Raw genomic sequence first — 22,883 nt, 5'->3', positions numbered from 1 at the left:
ACTACAATTACATGCTTAGTAATGACTCGATACGGTTAGTATCAGCCGGGCTTACTAATGTAGCAGAAACTAAGTTTCTTTTACGTTTGTTTGATTTTTTGGTCAGGATGTGGCTATGGAAAGCGTGTTTACGCTTGATTTTACCAGTACCTGTAATTTTGAAGCGTTTTTTCGCTCCAGAATTGGTTTTTTGTTTTGGCATTGTACTGAAACTTTAAGTATTGAACAAAAAAGTAAATTGGGCTGCAAAATTACAATTTAATTCTTGTTTTTACAAACCTGAGTCTAAAATCTTGTTTAAACGCACCACAGATTGTACCATTGAGCGCACATCATGATAATTTATTTTCCAGGAATGGCTCATATGCTTCCAAATTGGCTCTCCCTGGCGGGTCATTAAAGGCCACCACTCACCCAAAGCATGGTTAATCATTTTGTCGAATACGAACCGATGAATATTTACATATGCATTCCAGTATTTTTCATCTTTCAGGTATCTGAAAGCATCTAACATACCAATCAGCATTTCTGCTTGTTGCCAGAATTCTTTTTCACGGTCGTAGACCTCACCTGCATGGGAGCCTTCAACAAATACACCGCCAAATTCCCAGTCCACGCCATTATCAACCGAATGGCTATAAGATTTTATGATTTGCTCACGATGTGTATCATAAGGCAGCCCAAGAATATCCAGTGCATGCATTAATAACCAGGCAAATTCAGAATTATGGCCGTAGCTGGTATTGTCTTCTGCAGAAGCCTTTTGGCCATCTTCTGAGAACCTATCCCAACCCCATACAATATCAAACTTGATTTGCGGTGCTATTGACCAATCGGCCCAGAACTGCGGAATACCTGTGCCATATTCCGGGTGCATGATTTTCCTGGTCAATAATTCTATTATTTCTAATAATTTACGTCTATGAACTTGTTGACCAGTACATTCATAAAGTGTAGTAAAGGCTTCCATTAAGTGCATATGTGCATCCAATGTTTTTCTGTCTCCACCTGCTGCACCCGGGCCTTTCAAGTCCCAATTTCTTAAGAACATCTCCCAATAACCGCCATAATGGGTATCGACAGCATATTTTTGCAAAAGGTCAAATACTTTTTCGGCATATTCTTTTCCTCTTGGGTCTCCTGTTGCCAAGGTGTACTCACTTAGACTATAAATGGCAAAACTATGACCATATACAATTTTTTCATCAATCGTCACTTCTCCTTTACGGTTTACCATCCAGTAGAAGCCACCGTATTCATGATCCCACATTTTATCTAATAGAAAATCAACACCATGCCGAGCCATTTCAGCCAGCTTACCGCCACCATATCCTGCTCTGTGTGCAGAAGAATACGTGAAAACTGAACGGGATTGGGCAATCAAAGATTTTTCGTCTTCTCCCGAATCATTGCCAAATTGGTCAAAATGAGTCAGAAATCCTCCATATTGATTATCAACCGTACGGCTAATCCAGAATGGTAGAAGACCAGTGTTAAGGTAATTAATTATTTCATCGCGAAGTTGAATAGCGGTTTCTTTTGAGTACATAGGTGTGTTATATATTTTGAATTGAATTTGCCTGATAAACTGTTAAAATTTCGTCCAATGTCGCTGTCCCGGTCTGTCTTAGTTTTTGCACTGTAACAGCCGCTGCCAGGTTGGCTATTTCTAAAGACTGTTTGATGGAGGCACCTGCACCTTTGGTAGCCGAAAACGCCGCAACCACAGTATCACCCGCCCCAACCGTATCAATTTCATTTTTAAGGGGAATAGCTTTTACGTTCTGTGTTTCTTCTTTATCCATATATAAAATGCCATGCTCTCCACGAGTTACTATTAAACAATCGCCAATTTGGGCTTGTAAATTTTTGCCATGTTCAATGCATGCTTTTTCATCAGCTTCATCCACTTCCTTAATGTTAAGCAGTCTAGCCATTTCCTCCGTATTTACTTTCAGAATGGTATTTTTTATACAATATCCGTAAGCACGCAAATCAGAGACAAAAAGACAATCAGAAGATTGAGCGATTAAGGCATTTAATTGTTCAATTCGCTTAGGATTAAGTAAAGGATTCGGAAATTGCTGATTGATAACTAAAACATCTAAATTTGGTAAAGCCTTTGCCAGTGTATCAAGCAATTCATTAAATAAATCATCAGATAATTGGTTATTAGTACCAAAATCAAGTCGGTTAGATTCACCTTCTTTAGCCATCGGCTTGGTATATGTACAAGTGTCCCAATCAGAATTAAGGATTTTTAAATGTTGGGTATTGGCATGAATTTCATGAAAAAGGCTTTGCATTTCCCTTCCATAAATATCATTTCCTATACATCCAAAAACCTGAATATTTTTAACCCCCAAAGCACTTAGATTATTAACTACGTTCCCTGCAGCTCCTAAAGAAGAGTGAGGTTTACTTGCCCAGAAAACCTCTTTATTTGTTTCAACCGAAAATTCTCCGGTCTGATAATTAATGTCATAATAAAAATCGACTGCAAAATCGCCAATGACTCCAACTCGCAGGTTACTAATTCTATTAAAAATGGCTTCAATTTCACTTTTGATAATAGGCATTCGTCAGGATATTAAATTCTTGCTAAGTTTTATTTTAAAAATACAAAATAGATGAGGGTGGTAAAATTGCTAAAAAAATGCTAAATAGAGACTAAAAACCTTTAAAACTTATTATCATAAAAAATAGTCTTTTTATAAGACTGAAAAAATATAAAAAGCGACTACTGATATTGAAGGTTTTATCGTTCTTTAGAAAAAATAATCAATGCAGAAGAGAGATTTTTTCGTAATTTAGTGTTATAATAGAATACACAAAGCCCCATATATGAAGTTTTCTCATTTACATAACCACACACAATTCTCGCTCCTTGATGGTGCCTCCGACATAAAAAAACTATTTGCCAAAGCAGAGGCTGATGGCATGCCGGCAATGGCTATTACCGACCATGGCAATATGTTCGGTGTCTTTGATTTTGTAGCTACAGCCGGAAAATACAATGTAAAACCCATTGTAGGCTGCGAGTTTTATGTGGTAGAAGACCATACTCGCAAGCAATTTACTAAAGAGCAAAAGGACCAGCGCTTCCATCAACTCTTATTGGCAAAAAATGCGACAGGGTATAAAAATTTGACAAAACTTTGCTCTTTAGGTTTCATCGAAGGCTTATATGGTAAGTTTCCGCGTATTACTAAAGCCCTGATAGAACAACATAAAGAAGGACTAATTGCCACTACTTGCTGTATTGGTGCCTCAGTGCCTAAAACTATATTGAAAAAGGGAGAAGAAGAGGGAGAAAAAGAATTTAAGTGGTGGCTTGACAGATTCGGAGAGGATTATTATGTAGAGATTCAGCGTCATGAAATTCCTGAGCAAATCAGGGCAAATGAAGTATTGTTAAAGTTTGCCAAAAAGTATGGAGTAAAAGTAATTGCATCCAATGATAGTCACTATGTTGATCAACAGGATTGGGTAGCGCATGATATTTTGTTATGTGTCAATACCAACGAAAAATTGTCAACGCCATCAGCTAAAGAGTTTAATGATGATGAGGCGATGTCAAGAGATACACGTTTTGCCTTCTTCAACGATCAGTTCTATTTCAAAAATACGCAGGAAATGACAACGCTTTTCAGCGATATTCCTGAGTCGATTGATAATACGAATGAGATTGTAGATAAAGTAGAAACGCTAAAATTGAAGCGAGATATCATGCTTCCAAACTTCCCGATTCCTAAGGAATTTAAAGTTCATGTAGATGATGTGATGAACCAATGGGAATATTTGAAGCACTTAACTTATGAGGGTGCACGTCAACGCTATGGAGAAATTCAATCAGAAGTACAGGAACGTCTGGATTTTGAGTTATTTACTATCAAATCAATGGGATTTGCCGGGTATTTCCTGATTGTAGCTGACTTTATTAAAGCCGGACGTGATTTGGGTGTTATGATTGGGCCTGGCCGTGGTAGTGCTGCGGGTAGCGCAGTAGCTTACTGTATTGGCATCACGAATATCGACCCAATTAAGTATAATCTGCTTTTTGAGCGTTTCCTGAATCCTGACCGTAAGTCAATGCCCGATATCGATACCGATTTTGACGACGAAGGCCGTCAGAAAGTGATTGACTATGTGGTGCAGAAATATACCAAAAATCAGGTAGCACAAATTATCACTTATGGTACAATGGCTACCAAATCGTCAATAAAGGATGTAGCCCGTGTCATGGAGTTGCCATTAGCCGATGCCAATTATATCGCAAAACTGATACCTGATAAACCTACTTATCAGATTGATTTTAAGAAGTTAATTCATTATCCTTTAGAGGGACCAAAAAGTTTGACAGAGATTGGCTTACAACCAGATGAAATTGAGAATGTAAAGAAAGTGCGTGCTTTTTATCACGGCAATGACCTTACTGCTAAGGTTATGCAACAAGCCGAGAAATTAGAAGGTACGATTCGAAATACAGGTATCCATGCGGCAGGTATTATTATTGCTCCCGAAGAGCTATTTAATATTCTGCCTGTATCTACTTCCAAAGATTCTGACTTATTAGTGACCCAATATGAAGGGAAGATCATTGAAGACGCAGGGGTAATCAAGATGGATTTTTTGGGTCTGCGAAATTTAACGATTATTAAAGATTGTCTGCGTATGATTAAAGAAAATCATGATGTAGAAATCGACATTGATAATATTCCGCTTGACGATACGCTTACTTACGAGTTATTCCAGAGAGGGGAGACCAATGCGGTGTTCCAATTCGAGTCTGACGGTATGAAAAAGTACATGAAAGACCTCAAACCTGACCGTCTGGATGATTTAATTGCCATGAATGCCCTATATCGTCCAGGCCCCATTGCTTATATTCCAGATTTTATTAAGCGTAAACATGGTCTGCAGGAAGTAAGTTATGACTTGCCCGATATGGAAGAGTATTTAGGAGAAACCTATGGTATTACTGTATATCAGGAGCAGGTTATGCTACTTTCACAAAAGTTGGCCGGATTTACAAAAGGAGATGCCGACGTGTTGCGTAAGGCAATGGGTAAAAAAGACCGGAAAACGCTGGATAAACTGAAACCTCAGTTTCTGGAAGGAGCAAAAGCTAAAGGACATCCTGAAAAGAAATTAGAGAAAATCTGGACAGACTGGGAGGCGTTTGCTTCTTATGCCTTTAATAAATCGCACTCAACCTGTTACGCCTTTGTGGCCTATCAGACTGCCTATCTGAAAGCCCATTACCCATCAGAATATATGGCGGCCGTCTTGACTTCTCAATTAGGTAATATTGAAAAGATTACCTTCTTTATGGAGGAATGTAAATCTAAAGGCTTAACAATTTTAGGGCCGGATGTGAATGAATCGCAAAAGCAATTCAGTGTAAATAAGAAAGGAGAGATTCGCTTCGGTATGGGTGGCATAAAAGGCTCAGGCGATGCAGCCGTTGATGCGGTTATTGAAGAAAGAAAGAAAGGGGGGGCATTCAAAGATATTTTTGATTTTATAATCAGAGTAAATCTGCGCACAGTGAATAAAAAGACACTCGAATCTTTTGCTTATGCGGGAGCTTTTGACTGCTTTACAGATTTGCACAGAGCCCAGTATTTTGATAATTCTGATGGCGCTACCCTAATTGAGAAATTAATCAGATATGCTAACAAATATCATGAAAACGCTTCCGCTGGACAAAACTCTTTATTTGGTGCGATGGGTGGAAGTGGCTTTGATATTGCCAAGCCAAAAGTGAATATTTGTGAGAAATGGGGAGATATTGAAAAACTCCGTTTAGAAAAAGATGTGGTTGGCTTCTACATCTCAGGCCATCCATTAGATGAATTTTCGATGGAAATGAAGCGTTGTGTGGCACTTGATCAGGTTTTCGACCCTCTTAACCAAAATAAGGAAATTACTATTGGTGGCGTAGTTACCAATGTGCAGCATAAGCAATCTAAAAACGGTAATCCATTCGGAATCCTGAAAATTGAAGATTATGGCTCAAGTATGGAGATGATGCTTTTCGGGCAGGATTATGTCAATTTCTCGAAATTCCTGAATATGGGCCTATTCCTTTTTATCAGAGGAAAATTGCAGAATAAATGGGGTAGGGAAGGTGAATGGGACTTCAAACCTGTGAGCATGGAACTATTGAGTGAGCTAAGGAATAAGATGTTTAAGGAAATTAAAATTATCCTGGGTTTACAGCAAATCAATGCACAACTCATTGAAGAAATTGATGCTATGGCCACACGGTATCCGGGTAATTTTGATTTCAAATTATCTGTGCACGATGCCGACGAAAGACTGGATGTTTTACTGCTTTCAAGAAAGGCAAAAGTGGCTTCTACTAATGATTTTGTTAAAGAATTGAAGCAAATTGTTGGGGAAGAAAATGTTGTCTTCTCGTGATGGAACTTTTATTAAATGCTCATTTGTTAGACCTATAACAAACAAAATAATAAATAAAAAACCTTAACGTAAATAGCGTAAAAGGTACTAAATCATTATAAAATGGCACATAAAGCAATTGAAATCACGGATGCAAATTTCGCTGAACTGATTAACTCTGACAAACCAGTACTAGTAGATTTTTGGGCAGAATGGTGTGGACCTTGTAAAATGATCGGGCCGGTAGTTGAAGAAATGGCGGGTGATTATGAAGGCAAAGCAATTATTGGTAAAATGGACGTAGATGCTAACTCAAATGTTCCTATGAACTTTGGTATCCGTTCAATCCCAACTTTAATGATCTTTAAAAATGGTCAGTTAGTTGATAAAATTGTTGGGGCTGTTCCAAAACATATACTTACTTCAAAATTAGAAGCTCAGTTGAACTAATTATATATGCATAAAAAGAGCCGCGTTATCATCTGATAATCCGGCTCTTTTGCTTTTGATTATTTGAAAATCAGTTTGTCAAACTCAAAGTTTTGCTAAAGTCTATAGACGTATCATCAATTTTTTCTGCTCTTAATAAATCTCTGATTAGTTTTTCAACGGCGTGATTATTGGCAATGTTAGAAAAACAAACGAATAAGAATTGTTTATCGGGTACTATATTCACTACATTGCTGAATCCGCAGGTGCTGCCTGTATGATATAACTCTGTAACTTTTGTTCCATCTCCATTAAACCAACCTAAGCCATAATTAATATTTTTTGTGCCTTCAATCTGATGATTTATCTTTTTTAGCTCTTTATCTATATTAATTAGTTTATTCTCTACTATAGCATGGTACCATTTGGCATAATCCTCTAAAGAAGAATAAACGCAGCCATCACCTTTGGTAGCGCTTGTGATACTCTGGTCTGAAAAAACAAGCTTACCTTCTTTATTTCGAGCATAACCCATCGCTCTATTGGGCATTGGTCTTCCTGCTTCATAAATGGTACTATTGTTCATGCCTAAAGGCTCAAAAATATTCGCTTTGATAAAGGTTACAAAATTTTGCCCTGATGCGCGCTCGATGATTTGCTCCAATAAACAGAACCCTGAATTGCTGTAGTGAAATTTTTCGCCAGATTTGAAATACGTTTTAGATTGAGTTTTCAGAAATTGTAATACATCTTCATCCAATAACTGATCTTTCTGATTATCAGATATTAATTCTTCATAATCTAAAATTCCTGAGGTATGCGTAAGCAAATGTTTCACTTTTATCTTTGAGCCAACCTCTTTATTAAAATCAGGAAAGAATTTCAAGAGATTATCTTCATAGCTTAATTTCTTCCTGTTTTCAAGAAGAATTATACAAGCTGCTGTGAACTGTTTTGACACCGAAGCCATTCTGAAATTAGTCAGCGGTGTAATTGGCGTTTGTGCATCAATATTCGCGAACCCAAAACCTTCTTTATAGAGAGTCTTCCCATTTTTCATCACCAATACAGCCATTCCTGCTTCATCTTTCTTTACATGTGCCTGTAAAAGAGAGTCTAATTTCTTCTGCAAACTTTGTGCAAGCGAAATATTTGCCATTAGTAGTAATAAAATGGTTTTTCTCATGAAGTTTAAGTGATTTATCACTATTATGATTATTGAAAATCACGAATCAGAATTTCAGCCAACTGAGGGACGCCCACAGTGGCTGTCTCAGTAATAAAGGTAATGCTTCTGTAATTGGAAGAAGCCTCTGGGATATGTGGGTCAACAATGAACTTTGGTACTGTCTTGTTCACGTAATGAATTAACCCAGCAGCAGGATATACTTGTAAAGAGGTACCCACTACTACAAAAATATCCGCGTTCATCGATATATCAGTAGCAGATTCAATCATAGGTACGGCTTCACCAAACCATACTATATGAGGGCGAAGCTGTTGCCCATCTTCTCCTAAATCGCCAATTTCAATCGCTTTGCCACCAATATCCGTAATTAAATGTTGATTTTTAACGCTTCGAACTTTGGTCAATTCTCCGTGTAGGTGCAGAACATTGGTAGAGCCTGCCTTTTCGTGGAGGTTATCTACATTTTGGGTTATAATATTTACCTCAAAATACTTTTCTAATTCTGCCAAAGCTAAATGTCCTGCATTTGGTTTGGCATCAACCGCCTTAGCCCGGCGTTCGTTGTAAAATTGCAGAACAAGGGCTGGGTTTTTAGCCCAGCCTTCGGGAGTCGCTACATCTTCAATTCTATGATTTTCCCATAAACCATCACTATCTCTAAAGGTTTTAAGGCCACTTTCGGCACTAATGCCTGCACCTGTTAACACAACCAGTTTTTTCATGAGATAGAGTAAGAGTTTATGTCTTAATAATTGTAAAGTTTATCCATTTGCCAGTTTCTTGCAATCTTCCAGAGTGAGAGATGAGGGGTCTGTTCCCTTTGGTATTTTTACATTTCTTTTTCCCACTTTGATGTACGGTCCATATTGTCCGTTCAATACTTGAATCGTTTTATCTTCAGGGAATTCCTTAATAATCTTATTACTTTCTGCAGCTTTTTTTGCTTTGATAATCTCAATCGCTTTCTCAATGGTCACTTCAGCGGCTACAATACCTTTTTCAATATTATAATATTTGTCGCCATGTTTTACATAGAAGCCAAATCTGCCTTTGCCTATATTCACAGCTAATCCTTCATAGATACCCAAGTCTTTTGGTTGAGATAAATCTCCGCTGTTGCGTTTGGCTTCAATAATTTCAATGGCTCTTTCCTCTGTTACGAGATATGGGTCATCGCTTTTTTCTAAGTTATAAAACTTATCGTCATGCTTGATATAAGGCCCGAATTTACCAATGGCAACCACCAGTGGCTTATCTTCATAAAAACCCACCTCGCGTGGGAGCTTAGGCATATCAAATAAAGCCAGGGCATCATCTAAAGTAATAGAATCAACCAATTGGGTTTTTAGTAAGCTGGCAAATACAGGTTTTTCTTCATCGTTTATATCACCCAATTGTACATATGGCCCGAATTTCCCTATCTTAACTGATACCTTCTTGCCAGTTCTAGGATCAATACCCAATTCTCTTGCACCCTTGGTTGCTTTGACACCGTCTGCCTGTTCAACTTTCTGATGGAAGTCTTTGTAAAAATCAGCAATCATTTTTTGCCATTCTACTTTGCCATCTGCTACTTTATCAAAGTCTTTCTCGACATTGGCCGTAAAACTATAATCAATTACATCATCGAAATTATCGACTAAGAAATCGTTAACCACTATTCCAGTATTGGTAGGGAATAACTTGGCTTTTTCAGTACCGTAGGTTTCTTTACCTACTTTTTCAGAAATAGCATTGTTCTTCAACGAAAACTCCTTGAAGTTTCGCTCTTTACCCGGCCTGTCTTCTTTTACTACATAATTACGCTTAATAATCGTTGTAATAGTTGGAGCATAGGTAGATGGTCGTCCGATTCCCATTTCCTCCAGTTTTTTTACTAGACTTGCCTCTGTATATCTTGCCGCAGGTTTAGTAAATCTTTCGGTAGCCTTCATTTCTGAAAGATCAAGTGTCTGACCGATAATTAAGGGTGGCAGCATACCTTTGCTTTCTTCATCCTCATCATCGCTTGACTCCAGATATACTTTCAGGAACCCATCAAATTTAATTACTTCACCAGTGGCTACCAGTTCTTCCGGCGTAGTTGAGATACCAATAGTGGCAATCGTTCTTTCCAGTTCAGCATCAGCCATCTGAGAAGCTATCGAGCGCTTCCATATTAATTCATACAGACGCTGTTCGCTACGGTCACCATCAACTCTCTCAACACCAAAATCAGTAGGCCTGATAGCTTCGTGAGCTTCCTGTGCCGACTCACTTTTGGTTTTATACTGTCTTACTTTTACATATTTTTCACCATAAGCATTCTCAATCTGAATTTTGGCTTTCTCAATGGCTTCACCCGATAAATTTGTCGAGTCAGTTCTCATGTATGAAATCTTACCAGATTCATAAAGTTTCTGGGCCACCGTCATAGTTTGTAAAACCGAAAATCCTAATTTTCTTGACGCTTCCTGTTGTAAGGTTGAAGTAGTAAAAGGCGCTGCAGGCGATTTCCTGGCAGGTTTTACCTCTAAATTTTTTATGGTAAAAATAGCGCTGATACATTTTTCTAAAAATGCCTTTGCTTGTGCTTCTGTTTCAAAATTCTTAGGTAATTCAGCATTCAGTACTTTGCCTTTATCTACTATAAACTGTGCTATTACCTTAAATGAAGACTTCGAATTATGATTATCAATTTCTCTTTCTCTTTCAACAATTACTCTTACAGCCACCGATTGTACTCTACCTGCCGATAAATTAGTTCTTTCACCGGTTCTGATTTTTTGCCACAATACAGGAGATAATTCAAAGCCCACCAGACGGTCGAGAATTCGGCGTGCCTGTTGAGCATTTACCAAATCCATATCTATTGTCCTAGGGTTCTGAATGGCTGTAGTTATTGCTTTTTTTGTAATTTCTCTGAAAACAATTCTTGGCGTCGAATCTTTTAAACCCAGAGATTCTTTCAAATGCCATGAAATGGCCTCTCCCTCACGGTCGTCGTCAGTCGCTAGCCATACAGTTTCAGATTCTTTGGCCAGTTTCTTCAGCTCATTAATCACCTTTATTTTGTCTGAGGAAATAGTATATTTGGGTGCAAAATTTTTACTGATATCAATTCCTAATTCCTTCTCAGGTAAATCTCTTACGTGTCCAAAACTTGATTTGACTGTAAAATCTTTTCCGAGATAACCTTCAATGGTTTTTGCTTTTGCGGGGGACTCAACTATTACTAAGTTCTTAGACATTCTTTGGCCTTTCGATTTAATTTTTGTGCGATATTAAGATATAAATGCAAAACTGAATACAAAAGTTTTAGAAAAATTATTAAAAAATTATAAAACGGAAAAGATTTGAACAAAAAAGCATGACTTTTAGGTTATTCTTATAGACGCATTTTTGCTGAAAATGGTTTTATCTGCATTTAAGTGTAGATTTTTAGCAATATTTGAAAATTTACTATTTATAATTTGACGATGTTTTGTAATTTTGGCGCAATCCTTCATCTCATCAATCCAGATTTGAGTTTTTAACATTTAAAATTTTCTTTAACAAATGGCAGTTTTTGATTTAGATATGATTAAGAGCGTTTACGCTCGAATGCCCGAAAGAGTAGAGGCTGCTCGCAAAATTGTGGGTAGACCTTTGACTTTGGCGGAAAAAATTCTTTATTCTCACCTATGGGAAGGAGCTCCCGCAAAAGCATATAACAGAGGGGTTGATTACGTGGATTTTGCTCCTGACCGTGTAGCCATGCAAGATGCCACTGCACAGATGGCATTATTGCAATTTATGACTACAGGGCGTCCAAAAGTTGCCGTTCCTTCTACTGTACACTGCGACCACTTGATTCAGGCAAAAGTAGGTGCTGCTGAAGACTTAAAAGTTGCTAACGAAAAAAATAAAGAGGTTTACGATTTTCTTTCATCGGTTTCTAATAAATATGGTATCGGATTCTGGAAAGCAGGTGCGGGTATCATTCACCAGGTAGTGATTGAAAACTACGCTTTCCCGGGTGGTATGATGATTGGTACCGACTCACATACACCAAATGCGGGTGGTTTAGGTATGGTGGCGATTGGTGTTGGTGGTGCAGACGCCTGTGACGTGATGTCAGGTCTGGCATGGGAGTTAAAAATGCCTAAATTAATCGGTGTTAAACTAACCGGAAAATTAAAGGGCTGGGCATCTGCTAAAGACGTAATTCTTGAAGTAGCTGGTCGCTTAACTGTAAAAGGCGGAACAGGTTACATTGTGGAATATATAGGTAAAGGTGCTGATGCCCTATCAGCAACCGGTAAAGGTACTATCTGTAATATGGGTGCAGAGATCGGTGCTACTACTTCATTATTCGGTTATGACCGCAAAATGGCTGCTTATCTGAAAGCAACCGGCCGTGCAAAAGTAGCTTCTTTAGCCAATGGTATTAAAGATTTACTTCGCACTGATCAGGAGTGCATTGATAATCCGGAAGCGTATTACGATCAGGTAATCGAAATCAATCTTTCAAGATTAGAGCCAAGAATCAATGGTCCTTTCACACCAGATTTGGCCTGGCCTCTTTCAAAATTTGCTAAAGCAGTTAAGAAAAACAAATGGCCTGAAAAACTGGATGTAGGTTTGATTGGTTCATGTACAAACTCTTCTTATGAAGACATGACTCGTGCGGCTTCAATAGCAGCGCAAGCAGCTTCTAAAAATGTGGTTGCTAAATCCGAATTTACTATTACGCCAGGCTCTGAATTGGTTCGTTATACAGCCGAAAGAGACGGAATCTTTAATACGTTTAATGCAATAGGTGGGGTAGTATTAGCTAATGCTTGTGGACCATGCATTGGTCAATGGGCCAGACATGGGGCAGAGAAAGGGGAGAAAAACTCTATCATCACCTCATTTAATAGAAATTTTGCTAAACGTGCCGATGGTAACCCAAATACACATGCATTCGTAGCTTCTCCTGAAATCGTAACAGCATTTGCTATTGCGGGTAGTCTGACTTTCAATCCTGCGAAAGATACTTTGACAAACGAAAAAGGCGAGCAGGTAAAATTAGACCCTCCTCAAGGACTTGAATTACCTCCTCTAGGTTATGATGTAAAAGATGCCGGATATCAGAAACCTAAAAAAGATGGTAGCGGTGTGAAAGTTGCTGTTAGCCCGACATCTGATCGTCTTCAGTTGTTAGATCCATTTAAAGCATGGGAAGGCACTGACCTGACAGGTTTAAAATTGTTGATTAAAGCTAAGGGTAAATGTACAACTGATCATATTTCTATGGCTGGTCCTTGGTTAAAATACCGTGGTCACTTAGATAATATCTCTAATAACTTATTGATTGGTGCAATCAACTTTGCAAATGGCACTGCCAACAAAGTAAAAAACCAATTAACAGGCGAATATGGCGAAGTACCTGCTGTACAACGTGCTTATAAAGCCGCTGGCGTGGGAACTATCGTAGTAGGAGATGAAAACTATGGTGAAGGTTCATCACGTGAGCACGCTGCAATGGAGCCACGTCACTTAGGTGTTCGTGCGATTGTTGTTCGTTCATTTGCACGTATCCATGAAACAAACCTTAAAAAACAAGGTATGTTGGCCCTAACATTTGCTGAGCCAGCGGATTATGATAAAATCCAGGAAAATGATACTTTTGATATTTTAGGTCTAACCACCTTCGCTGAGGGAGTTCCATTAACCTTAGTAGCACATCATGCAGATGGTTCAAAGGATGAAATTAAATTGAACCATACGTATAATACAAGTCAAATCGGCTGGTTTAAAGCTGGTTCTGCCTTAAATCTGATTGCTGCAGAGGTTTAATCCTGAGTAGTATGTATTAACTAAGAATATCCTGTGGAAACGCAGGATATTTTTTTATGGCTTCTGTGCAACGCATCCCTAACACTATTATGCTATTTACAACATCTTGATTATTGACTTATTTTGAGATATTAAAGAATAGCGAACCAAATGAAGAACACACCTATTATTCTTGTATTTATCTTTTTAAGTATTAAGTGTATTGCACAAGTCCCACAACCCAAATCAGTTACTATTGATCCTAATGGTGATAATATTCAAGATATTAAAGGGAACGTAAAGGTATCAGGTGTAACAGAAAGTAACTCAGTTAGAATCAATGGACTTGCTACAGGAAACCTTTTTATAGCGAGACCAGTTTATGCAAACAATGATGGGTTTTTAGTTACAGGATATGTAACGGGTTACTTTAGTATCCACCCTTCGGCTTTCAAATTAAGTTACGATATTAATTCAGATAGAGCATCTACAGCATATGGATCAGATTTTACTTATTATGGCGATCAGTATGTTATATTTTTAGAGCCCAGCACAAACAGGGCGCTTTATGCTCCACTTTTTTTCCTCATAAAAGTAAACTAAGTGGCATTAAGTTTTTGTTTAATAACAGTAATACTAATTCAGTATCAATAACCGGGGAGATTATTCGCGCACCATTAGATAATTTTAATGGGGCTACAAGTATTTTTACTTTTAATACTCCTGCTTCTTCTAATTCCATTATTCTCAGCACCAATATTCCAATAGACTTATTGGAGATAGATAATGAAAACTTTTCTTATTCATTAAAACTAACTTCTTCTACCCAGAGCTGGACTTTAATTATTATCGGAGGTTCTAGTATTGAGTATAGAGATTTCTAGGATGAGCCCGTAAAAAATAGTAGCCAAATTCTGAAAATTAGGAATAGAAATAAATTACGGCTTCAAAAAATTCTTAGAATCATCATCCAAAACTAAAACCCAATCTTGCCCATATCCAGAACGCGGAGGAGTGAATTTTCGAGTTCCTTTATTCTCAACTTTAGCCAGATCTTGTACCTTACCATTTCTTGGGTCAAACCAGTAAGCATTCAGTTGCGTACCTGATATTTTGCCCAAATTAACAGTAAATGACTTTCCAGCTGCAGAATAGATAAAGGCATAATCTTTCCCTCTTGTGGCCTGAATTCGTTCACTAGGAGCCTGATTATTTTCAACTATTAAAGACTGGTCAGGCATTCTATCCAAAAAAGGACGAGATTCAACTAGTCTTCTGGCGTGTTGCATTTGTTTGGCCCCTGGTAATTCCATAGCCTGTTGCCAGTAAATATGAGGACCATTAACAGCCTCTCGATTAGGAGAATACATCTGCCAGATGTCATGGCAACCGTAGGTATGTCCGAAAGCTCCTGCAAAAAGGTCGAGATAAGCGTATTTACGTACATCATAAGCATTAGATGTCCCTAAATCGTGCACATTGAAGCAAACAGGATGGTCTTCATACAACGGCTCTCCATCTATTACGGGTTTCACAACGGCTCTATCATAAGAACCTTTGATGTTATCATAAATGGGCATATCTCTGCAATGTCCGTTCTGAAACATATTAAAATCAAACCAATCATCACTATGAAACCATTCACTTGAACCTTCTTTATTGGGTTGTGGGTGATAGGTTATCAGCGCTTTATCGTTGCCACCAGCACCCTCAACAATCCCTGCAGCCATTGCTCTCCAGACTTCTACATCGTTGGTATTAGCACGGGGTTGTCTGTCACCACCTAATATCCATATGATATTTTTTTTGTTTTTATATCTAGTAGCCAGCCATTTTCCATAAGTCTTGGCATTATCTACGTTAAACACTTCCGGGCCTTTTCCCCAGGTTGATTTATTCAGTTTATCCCCCCAGGTTGGCAAGAAACCAATCGTTAAGCCATAATCGGCTGCTTTGTCAATGATATAATCCACATGCTTAAAATAAGCTTCATTTGGTTTAGTTGGGTCATTATTAATTAATGGTTTTTCTCCATAAGGATTTGGCTCATTTAAACCATCAAATTCTGCAAGTGCCACCGCTTGAATAACCGTGTATGCCTGTGAAGCGCGTTTTCTTAGATAATAATCGGCATCCTCACGGTCAAGTCGATGGAATAGCTCCCAGGCCGTATCAGCTAACCAAAAGAAAGGTTTACCTTCTTTTAGAATAAACCGCTTGTTTTCACTGACTGAAAAGGTTTGAGCATAGATGCCAGTACTAGTAAAAAGGAGTAATAAAGTTAAATAAGGTCGAATTGATTTCATGTGTTATAGGAATTCTTGATTGAATAGAATTCCAAACTAATCAATAAAATCCATAAAATTGTAAAGCTTGATAAATTTCTTACAAAAAAATGCCGATAAATGCATCATCATTTATCGGCATGAAATATATTTAAATTAAAACTATTCTCTATTAATCTTCAAAAAAGGCACAACTACCACCAACCCAATCAAAATTCTTATTGAAATTTACACCAATCATTTCTCCACGGCTTAATCTGGCAAGATTGGTAACCAGAGTAGGGCGTGGCGTTGAATCTTCCCAGGCAAATAACATTCTGATTTCAGTTTTTATCAGATTGCCTTCAGGGTCTTCAATAATCGGTTCATATTTTACTTTTCTTTGAATTAAGAAGTTTTCTTTATCTTCAATGGCATCTAAATCTTCTTTGCTGAAATTCAGTTTTACGCCACTTCCAGCAAACGAAAATAATGGTTTCAAAACATAATTTTCTAAGTCTGCAGGATATTCTTTTAATTCAGACAAATACTCACTTTTAGGCACAAACGGACTATTGAGTAGAGGCAAAGTAAACTTGCTGATTCTGAAAAACCAGTTTGGGTGTGTTACCCATTTTACGTCTACATCGTCAGTTAACTTAAATTCTGTTTCTAAATCAGGGAAATTTTGCAGTATATCATCAAAAATCAGACGGTTATAAATACGCTTTATTTCAATTTTTTTACCATCTTTTTCATAATATAGCTTTCTTCCTTCTTTTTTTATTTTGGTTAAGCAAACAGGCTCAATACCCCACAATTGTTTGGTAATCTCAAAATCCAGGCGAGTCTTTTGTTTTTCAGGATAAATCTCTAATAGAATAACGTTCTCTGCCTTTTCACCACCTAAGAAAACTTTTTTCATGAACTCCACGTAACTCGCCAAATTCAGGCGATTAAAATATTGGCTAAAGTTCTTAGGGTTAAAAAAGAATTTTTTGTACTTCTGTCCGATATACCATTGGTAGCCAAATAAGGATGGGAAACCTTGTAGTTCAATCAATTGAGGGCTTAATTCTCCTTTTTCATCCAGGCAAACTGCAAAATCTATTGCTAAAAAATTCGGGTGTGAATCCTCATTGGGCACGTTCTGATTGATTGGAATGGCTCTATCAGTCTTGCTTTTAAAGTCGTCTTTTAGGAGCGTATCAATAATATCATTACAAGCTTGCAGAATCTTGATTTTGAGCGATTGGGGAACGAATACCGGAGTTTCTGCCACTCGAAAATCTAATTGAGATGGGAAATCTTTTTCAATTTCGGCTAAGAGAGCCTGATATTTTTCAGTTGAAAAACTTTTATTGAATTCATGACGGATTTCAGGAATCATAAATGATGGGATTATTAATGAAGTGAATATAAAGGTTGTGGATAGAAAGCACAAATAAACTAATCAGAAAAGAGGTTGAAAACGCATTTTCAACCTCTCTCTCAAATGATTTATGCTAATTCTAATATATTTTCAGCAGCATTTCTTAAGAATGTTGGAATAATGACGGATTCGGTAAGCATAATCTTGTCAGGATCATCTAAACGGTCAATCATTTCTTCATATTTATCCGAACCATACTCTTTGATAACCGCCAGCATTTTTTCAGGTTGTTTAAAATAATGCATCATCCCCTCTGAATCGGCTTCCGGATGAAACTGTGTGCCAAATACTTCGTTGGAGAATCTTATTGCCATTACCGCACGTTCCAAAGGCACATAAGGACGTTCTTTTTCTAAACACAATATTTTTGCCCCAAATGCATTGATTTTTTTCCAGTTTGGCTGAATCAACTGATAATCTCTTGAGTCAACCGCAAAGAAAAGCTCTGGTAATTTATCGAATAATGGTTCGCTTTCACCGTCTTCTGTGCGGTGAATGGGCATCACGCCAAAAGAAGTTGATCTTCTTTTACAAACTTCGCCAAATCCTAAATGATTACTTGCAATCTGGAAAGAATGGCAAATCAGAAATAGATATTTCTTTACCTCATTTTGTTGATTGTATTCAAAAATCGAGTCTATAAAATCATTAAATTTCTTCTCCCAAACATGTCCCTCAGGTAATGGACTGCCTGGGCCTCCGGTAGAAATAAATATCTGATATTCATTAATATCAGGGATTTCATTTTTTTGACGAACATCAAAAATATCATAGCCACCACCAATCCCTTCCTGCGATAAAAACTGGTCGCATAACATCTTTATACAACGCATTCCCTCATTGGGTCTGCCATCGTATAGGTCTAAAATTGCAATATTCATAAAACACAACAGGCTTGTTATTTTTCAACAAGGCTTATATTAGTAAGAAATTAATACAAATTTAACAAAAAATTGCGGATTAGTTGATGTAGTGATTCATTAAACAAGTAAATCCTGCAAGCATCTCGCTTACAGGATTTACTTGTCTAAAAAGGGATAACAGTATTCTAGCACTATTTCGTTCCCTTGTTACAGACCGACTTTGGTCTCAGATACTATATAATCTACTACAGATTTCAGACTATTAGTTTCTTCAAATACTTTTAATTGTCTGTCTGCGCCACTGCCCATTCTTAATATTTCATGAATGTATTCTACCTCTTTACGGCTTCCTAATTCGTCCAGTACATCATCCACGAATTCTATTAATTCTTCTGCCAGATGTGAATAAGGTACTTCAATTTCTTTACCAAAATCAATCAGATTTCCTTGAATACCATATCTTGCTGCGCGCCACTTGTTTTCACTAATCAACATTCTATGATAAGGACGGAAACTTAGATTCTGCTGGTGCAACTTATGGATTTTGGCAATAATTGCCTGCATCAGAGCCGCGAGACAAATCGTTTCATCCACGCGCATAGGAATATCGCAAATCCTGAACTCAACAGTAGGGTAGAATGGGTGTAAACGGATATCCCACCAGATTTTCTTCCCATTATCAATACAGTTAGTTTTCACTAAAAGATTAATATAATTGTCGTATTCTGCTACACTTGAAAAAAAATCAGGAATACCAGTTCTAGGAAATTTATCAAATACTTTTGAACGATAAGATTTAAAACCGGTATTACGCCCGCACCAGAAAGGGGAATTTGTTGAAAGTGCATAGATATGGGGCAAAAAATACCTAGCTGTGTTCAATATCTGCATACCCTCTTCCCGATTTGGAATACCTACGTGCACGTGTAAACCAAAAATCAGATTTCCGCGGGCCACATCGCGCATATCATCAATCAACTTCTCATATCTTTCATTAGGAGTGATCAATTGGTTCTGCCAGTCTGAAAATGGATGAGTGCCTGCTGCGGCTATATGAAGATTCTGCTTGGCAGCCAAATCAAACAGCATTTTCCTCAGATAAGTCACTTCTTCTCTGGCCTGTTGAATATTCTCGCAAACACTCGAAATCATTTCAACTACCGCCTGATGCATTTCCTGTTTAATTCTTTCCTGTAAAATAACCTGGCCACCCTCAACTAATTTTGACATATGTGAGCGAAGCTCACGCGTTTTTGGGTCAATAGTCTGAAATTCTTCCTCAATACCTAATGTGAATTGTGACATAATTTTCTTAGTTCAGGGGGTTAACAGTGGAACAGTTTAGTGTGGTTGGCAATGGAGAGGTTCATTGCCAACCAAGGTCGATAGCTTATTTTTTCCTAACTGCTGTTTTGGGAACTTCTTCTTTTTTGGCTGCAGGCGCTTTTTTAGCAGGAGCCGCTTTCGGTGTTGCCTCAGCTATTGCCTTTTTTGCAAGAGCAGGTTTTTTCTCAGCTGCCGGAGCCTGAGGTGTTGGAGCAGAAATATTTCCTACTGCCGAACCTACGAATGTACCCCATGTACAGTTATTCTGGCCATCTTTTTGCTTAATTGCTCTTTCAATAGCCATTTTTGCTGCATTCTCTACAATCCATTCAAAGTTTTGTTGTCCTACCGAATTTACATCAGCATCTGGCGCAGGGTTACAGAAATCAATAGCATAAGGGATTCCATTGCGAACGGCAAATTCTACAGTATTGAAATCATACCCTAAGGCTTTATTTAATTTTAATACATAATCTGTAATAGTTGCCATCAGTTTTTTATGCTCTTCACCCTGTGTTTTAGGTTGAGTTGCATAACGTAGATGATGTGGGTTGCGAGGCTCATATGGCATAATATGTATATATTTACCATTTAGGCAATAACAACGATAATAATCAGTAAACTCAATTTCTTCTTGCAACAACATCACTAATTGGCCTGTTTCTTCATGTTTTTGCCAAAGGTCGTTAGGGTCATAAACTTTGTATACGCTTTTCCAGCCACCACCTGCATGAGGTTTCATATATGCCGGAAAACCAATCTGGCCAAACATATATTCCCAATCCATCGGAAATTTCAGGTTTCTGAATGATTTATCTGTTGTATCTGTTGGTCTTTCTTTTGAAGGTAAAAGTACTGTTTTAGGTACTGGAACGCCCAATTGCACCGCCAGACAGTTATTGAAAAACTTTTCGTCAGCACTCCACCAGAATGGGTTATTAATAACTGCTGTGCCACAAAGCGCTGCATTTTTCAGATAAGCTCTGTAAAAAGGTACGTCTTGCGAAATTCTATCAATAATTACTGCATAATCGGTTGGGACACCTTGCTCTACCTTAGCAATAGATACAGGTTCAGCAATGATTCCGGCAGGAGCGGTTTTATTTACTTCTTCAATAAATGCCCACGGAAAAGTGTCTTCCATGCCAAAAAGAATTCCTATTTTTTTCATAAACAAGTCTTAATTAAATAATTGCTTTATTTTTTATTAAATGTAAGTTTAATCAATTCATTATCTAACCTTTCAGTGCCTGATTAGTCACTTTATTATAGTTGTCCGGCTAACATCTTGCCGATATATTCAGGGAACATCATTCTCCATAAAGGCCAGTCATGAGACGCCCATTTTTTCTCATCATACCAATGATTAACGCTTCTGGCTGCTAAAATTCGCGACATATTGATATTATCATCTTTGCAAATATCCCAATCCGATGTACCCAATACTATTTTCATGTGATTGTACTTCCAACCATCCTGATTCTGCATATAATCAATTGGATTATTGAAATACACATTATCGTCAAAATAGCCTTTCATAAAGCTCTTTATATCAAAAGCTCCGCTCATACTGAAGCAGTAATCAACTACATCTGGATATTTCAGGGCGAAATTAGTACAGTGATACCCACCAAAACTACAGCCTGCTACAGCAATCCTATGTACGCTACATTCTCTTTGAATAGAAGGAATAAGTTCTTCGCGGATAAACCTGGTATATAAGTTATAATTGAAAATCTTCACGTTAGGCGATAAGCCTTGTGCATAAAAACTCTGAAAGTCTATACTGTCAACATTATATAGTTTTATTTTGCCTTCGTTTACCAGATTAGCAATAGAGTTATTGAGCCCGAAATCTCGGTTTTGTAGATAGTTTCCCATTGAAGTCGGAAACATAAGAACAGGATAACCCCAATGCCCACTTACCAATAAGTCAATGTCGCGACCTAAAAAATGAGAAAAGAATTTTATATGTTTTTCGTCCATACAGCTTAGAATGCTTAAAAGGCTCGTAGCTTTAGAGCAGTTTATTTGGTTGATGAAAATATTTTAATGCAAAAATCGTAGATAATCTATTAATGAAAAAATGTTTTGCAAAATAAAATTCTGATTGTTAATTGCTTTGAGCTTTAGTGTAAATATAAAATTTTGTAAAAAGTTTATGTGAAAATATAAAATATTGTTTTGTGTTGATTTGGTGTTTTCGAGTATTGAATTTGTATTTTTGTCAGAATAAAACATTGAACTGAAATATTAGTCGATTTTAATCAATCATACAAATGATTTTCAAAAATTTTGTTCAGTCAATCAGACTAATAGCTTTTTTATCAGTCTTTTTACCAATTAAAACCTATTCACAAGTGCGAAAGATTTCCGTTAAGAAAGAACTTAAAATCCATTCAGAATTCCTAAATAGAGATGTTATTTATGACGTAATCTTACCACCCGACTACATAATTCAAGCTTCTCTGAGCAGCCTGTTATTGATGAATGATGGGCAGGATTTATCTGCACTAAATATGGAGCAGGTAATCCAGAATCTTTATCAAAACTCCGAAATAGAGCCTTTTGTTTTAGTGGCTATTCATACTAACGAAAACCGTATAAGGGAGTATGGAACAGCAGGAATGGCCGACTATAAAAACAGAGGGGATTTAGCTGATAATTATAATAGCTTTATTATTAAAGAATTTCTACCATATATCAGGAGTAAGTATGCTGTATCGTTAGACAAAGCAGATAATTTCTTCTGCGGTTTTTCATTAGGTGGGCTTTCGGCTATGGATATTGTCTGGAATAACCCTGACAAATTCTCAAAAGCAGGTGTTTTCAGTGGATCTTTCTGGTGGCGAAAAAAAGCATACGAAGAAGGCTACAATGACGATTCAGATAGAATTATGCACAACATTGTCAAAAATGGCACCTATCATAGGGGACAAAAATTCTGGTTCGAATGTGGTACTAATGACGAAAAAGATGACCGTAACAATAACGGAATTATAGATTCAATTGAAGATACGCTTGACTTAATTACAGAATTAGAAAACCATGGATATAAAAAAGCCGTTGATATAGTGTATTATGAGGTAAAAGACGGGGAGCACAACCAGAAAACATGGAGCGAAGCCATGCCTGTTTTCCTGAAATGGTTGGTCGGGAAATAAATCCTCATGGCATGCGTTAATTCACTT

18 protein-coding genes are annotated in these 22,883 nt (G+C 37.4%); 6 read left to right on the top strand and 12 right to left on the bottom strand.

From position 1 onward, the window contains the following. Window positions 1–7: 7 nt before the first annotated feature. The 3 genes from rpmI to D0T08_RS19265 all read right to left on the bottom strand — a co-directional run bounded on the left by rpmI (window position 8) and on the right by D0T08_RS19265 (window position 2,579). Complete coding sequence (rpmI, locus tag D0T08_RS19275; protein WP_101727000.1) at window positions 8–202, bottom strand: 50S ribosomal protein L35; 195 nt, start codon at window positions 200–202, stop codon at window positions 8–10. 69 nt (window positions 203–271) lie between these two features. Then, window positions 272–1,549, bottom strand: a complete 1,278-nt coding sequence (locus D0T08_RS19270) for an AGE family epimerase/isomerase (protein WP_116984321.1) — start codon at window positions 1,547–1,549, stop codon at window positions 272–274. Window positions 1,550–1,556: 7 nt separating this feature from the next. Next, complete coding sequence (locus D0T08_RS19265; RefSeq protein WP_116984320.1) at window positions 1,557–2,579, bottom strand: bifunctional heptose 7-phosphate kinase/heptose 1-phosphate adenyltransferase; 1,023 nt, start codon at window positions 2,577–2,579, stop codon at window positions 1,557–1,559. A gap of 265 nt (window positions 2,580–2,844) precedes the next feature. On the opposite strand from D0T08_RS19265, the gene dnaE reads away from it, so the two are divergent. Both dnaE and trxA read left to right on the top strand, forming a co-directional pair. Continuing rightward, window positions 2,845–6,429 carry a DNA polymerase III subunit alpha gene (gene dnaE, locus D0T08_RS19260; RefSeq protein ID WP_116984319.1) on the top strand — a complete coding sequence of 1,195 codons (3,585 nt, stop codon included), beginning with the start codon at window positions 2,845–2,847 and terminating at the stop codon, window positions 6,427–6,429. Between the two features lie 102 nt (window positions 6,430–6,531). Next, window positions 6,532–6,858 carry a thioredoxin gene (trxA, locus tag D0T08_RS19255; RefSeq protein WP_116984318.1) on the top strand — a complete coding sequence of 109 codons (327 nt, stop codon included), beginning with the start codon at window positions 6,532–6,534 and terminating at the stop codon, window positions 6,856–6,858. A gap of 70 nt (window positions 6,859–6,928) precedes the next feature. Here trxA and D0T08_RS19250 read toward each other — a convergent pair whose 3' ends face one another. From D0T08_RS19250 to topA, 3 genes are read right to left on the bottom strand one after another with little or no spacing between them, the layout of a single operon-like run. Then, window positions 6,929–8,023 (bottom strand): serine hydrolase, encoded by a 1,095-nt coding sequence (locus D0T08_RS19250; protein WP_116984317.1) that lies wholly within the window; start codon window positions 8,021–8,023, stop codon window positions 6,929–6,931. Window positions 8,024–8,052: 29 nt separating this feature from the next. Next, window positions 8,053–8,748: an NAD-dependent deacylase gene (locus D0T08_RS19245; RefSeq protein ID WP_116984316.1), complete on the bottom strand. Its 696-nt coding sequence runs from the start codon at window positions 8,746–8,748 to the stop codon at window positions 8,053–8,055. A 39-nt stretch (window positions 8,749–8,787) separates the two neighbouring features. Then, window positions 8,788–11,256, bottom strand: a complete 2,469-nt coding sequence (gene topA, locus D0T08_RS19240; protein ID WP_116984315.1) for a type I DNA topoisomerase — start codon at window positions 11,254–11,256, stop codon at window positions 8,788–8,790. A 307-nt stretch (window positions 11,257–11,563) separates the two neighbouring features. Here topA and D0T08_RS19235 point away from each other — a divergent pair, with 307 nt between their 5' ends. The 3 genes from D0T08_RS19235 (at window position 11,564) to D0T08_RS19225 (ending at window position 14,691) form a co-directional block, all read left to right on the top strand. Further along, window positions 11,564–13,828 (top strand): aconitate hydratase, encoded by a 2,265-nt coding sequence (locus D0T08_RS19235; RefSeq protein WP_116984314.1) that lies wholly within the window; start codon window positions 11,564–11,566, stop codon window positions 13,826–13,828. A gap of 150 nt (window positions 13,829–13,978) precedes the next feature. Continuing rightward, entirely contained in the window at window positions 13,979–14,410 is a 432-nt protein-coding gene (locus D0T08_RS19230; RefSeq protein ID WP_116984313.1) for a hypothetical protein, read from the top strand. Window positions 14,411–14,424: 14 nt separating this feature from the next. Beyond that, window positions 14,425–14,691: a hypothetical protein gene (locus D0T08_RS19225; protein WP_116984312.1), complete on the top strand. Its 267-nt coding sequence runs from the start codon at window positions 14,425–14,427 to the stop codon at window positions 14,689–14,691. 54 nt (window positions 14,692–14,745) lie between these two features. On the opposite strand, the gene D0T08_RS19220 is transcribed toward D0T08_RS19225, so the two are convergent. The 6 genes from D0T08_RS19220 to D0T08_RS19195 form a co-directional block, all read right to left on the bottom strand. After that, window positions 14,746–16,113, bottom strand: a complete 1,368-nt coding sequence (locus tag D0T08_RS19220; RefSeq protein ID WP_116984311.1) for a glycoside hydrolase family 140 protein — start codon at window positions 16,111–16,113, stop codon at window positions 14,746–14,748. 151 nt (window positions 16,114–16,264) lie between these two features. After that, a complete protein-coding gene (locus tag D0T08_RS19215; protein WP_116984310.1) occupies window positions 16,265–17,461 on the bottom strand; it encodes a hypothetical protein in 1,197 nt (398 codons plus the stop codon). A 110-nt stretch (window positions 17,462–17,571) separates the two neighbouring features. After that, complete coding sequence (locus D0T08_RS19210) at window positions 17,572–18,384, bottom strand: type 1 glutamine amidotransferase (protein ID WP_116984309.1); 813 nt, start codon at window positions 18,382–18,384, stop codon at window positions 17,572–17,574. Between the two features lie 189 nt (window positions 18,385–18,573). Then, window positions 18,574–19,671, bottom strand: coding sequence for a carboxylate-amine ligase (locus tag D0T08_RS19205; protein WP_116984308.1), 1,098 nt, complete (start codon window positions 19,669–19,671; stop codon window positions 18,574–18,576). Between the two features lie 85 nt (window positions 19,672–19,756). Then, a complete protein-coding gene (locus tag D0T08_RS19200) occupies window positions 19,757–20,863 on the bottom strand; it encodes a RimK family alpha-L-glutamate ligase (protein WP_116984307.1) in 1,107 nt (368 codons plus the stop codon). Between the two features lie 95 nt (window positions 20,864–20,958). After that, the gene (locus D0T08_RS19195) at window positions 20,959–21,678 is read right to left on the bottom strand and encodes an alpha/beta fold hydrolase (RefSeq protein ID WP_116984306.1); all 720 of its coding nucleotides are present in this window, start codon (window positions 21,676–21,678) and stop codon (window positions 20,959–20,961) included. Between the two features lie 374 nt (window positions 21,679–22,052). On the opposite strand from D0T08_RS19195, the gene D0T08_RS19190 reads away from it, so the two are divergent. Then, entirely contained in the window at window positions 22,053–22,856 is an 804-nt protein-coding gene (locus D0T08_RS19190) for an esterase family protein (RefSeq protein WP_116984438.1), read from the top strand. The last annotated feature ends 27 nt before the right edge of the window (window positions 22,857–22,883 follow it).

The organism is Emticicia sp. C21 (assembly GCF_003418935.1).
Lineage (GTDB): Bacteria > Bacteroidota > Bacteroidia > Cytophagales > Spirosomataceae > Emticicia.
This window is presented reverse-complemented; position numbering and strand designations above follow the sequence as displayed.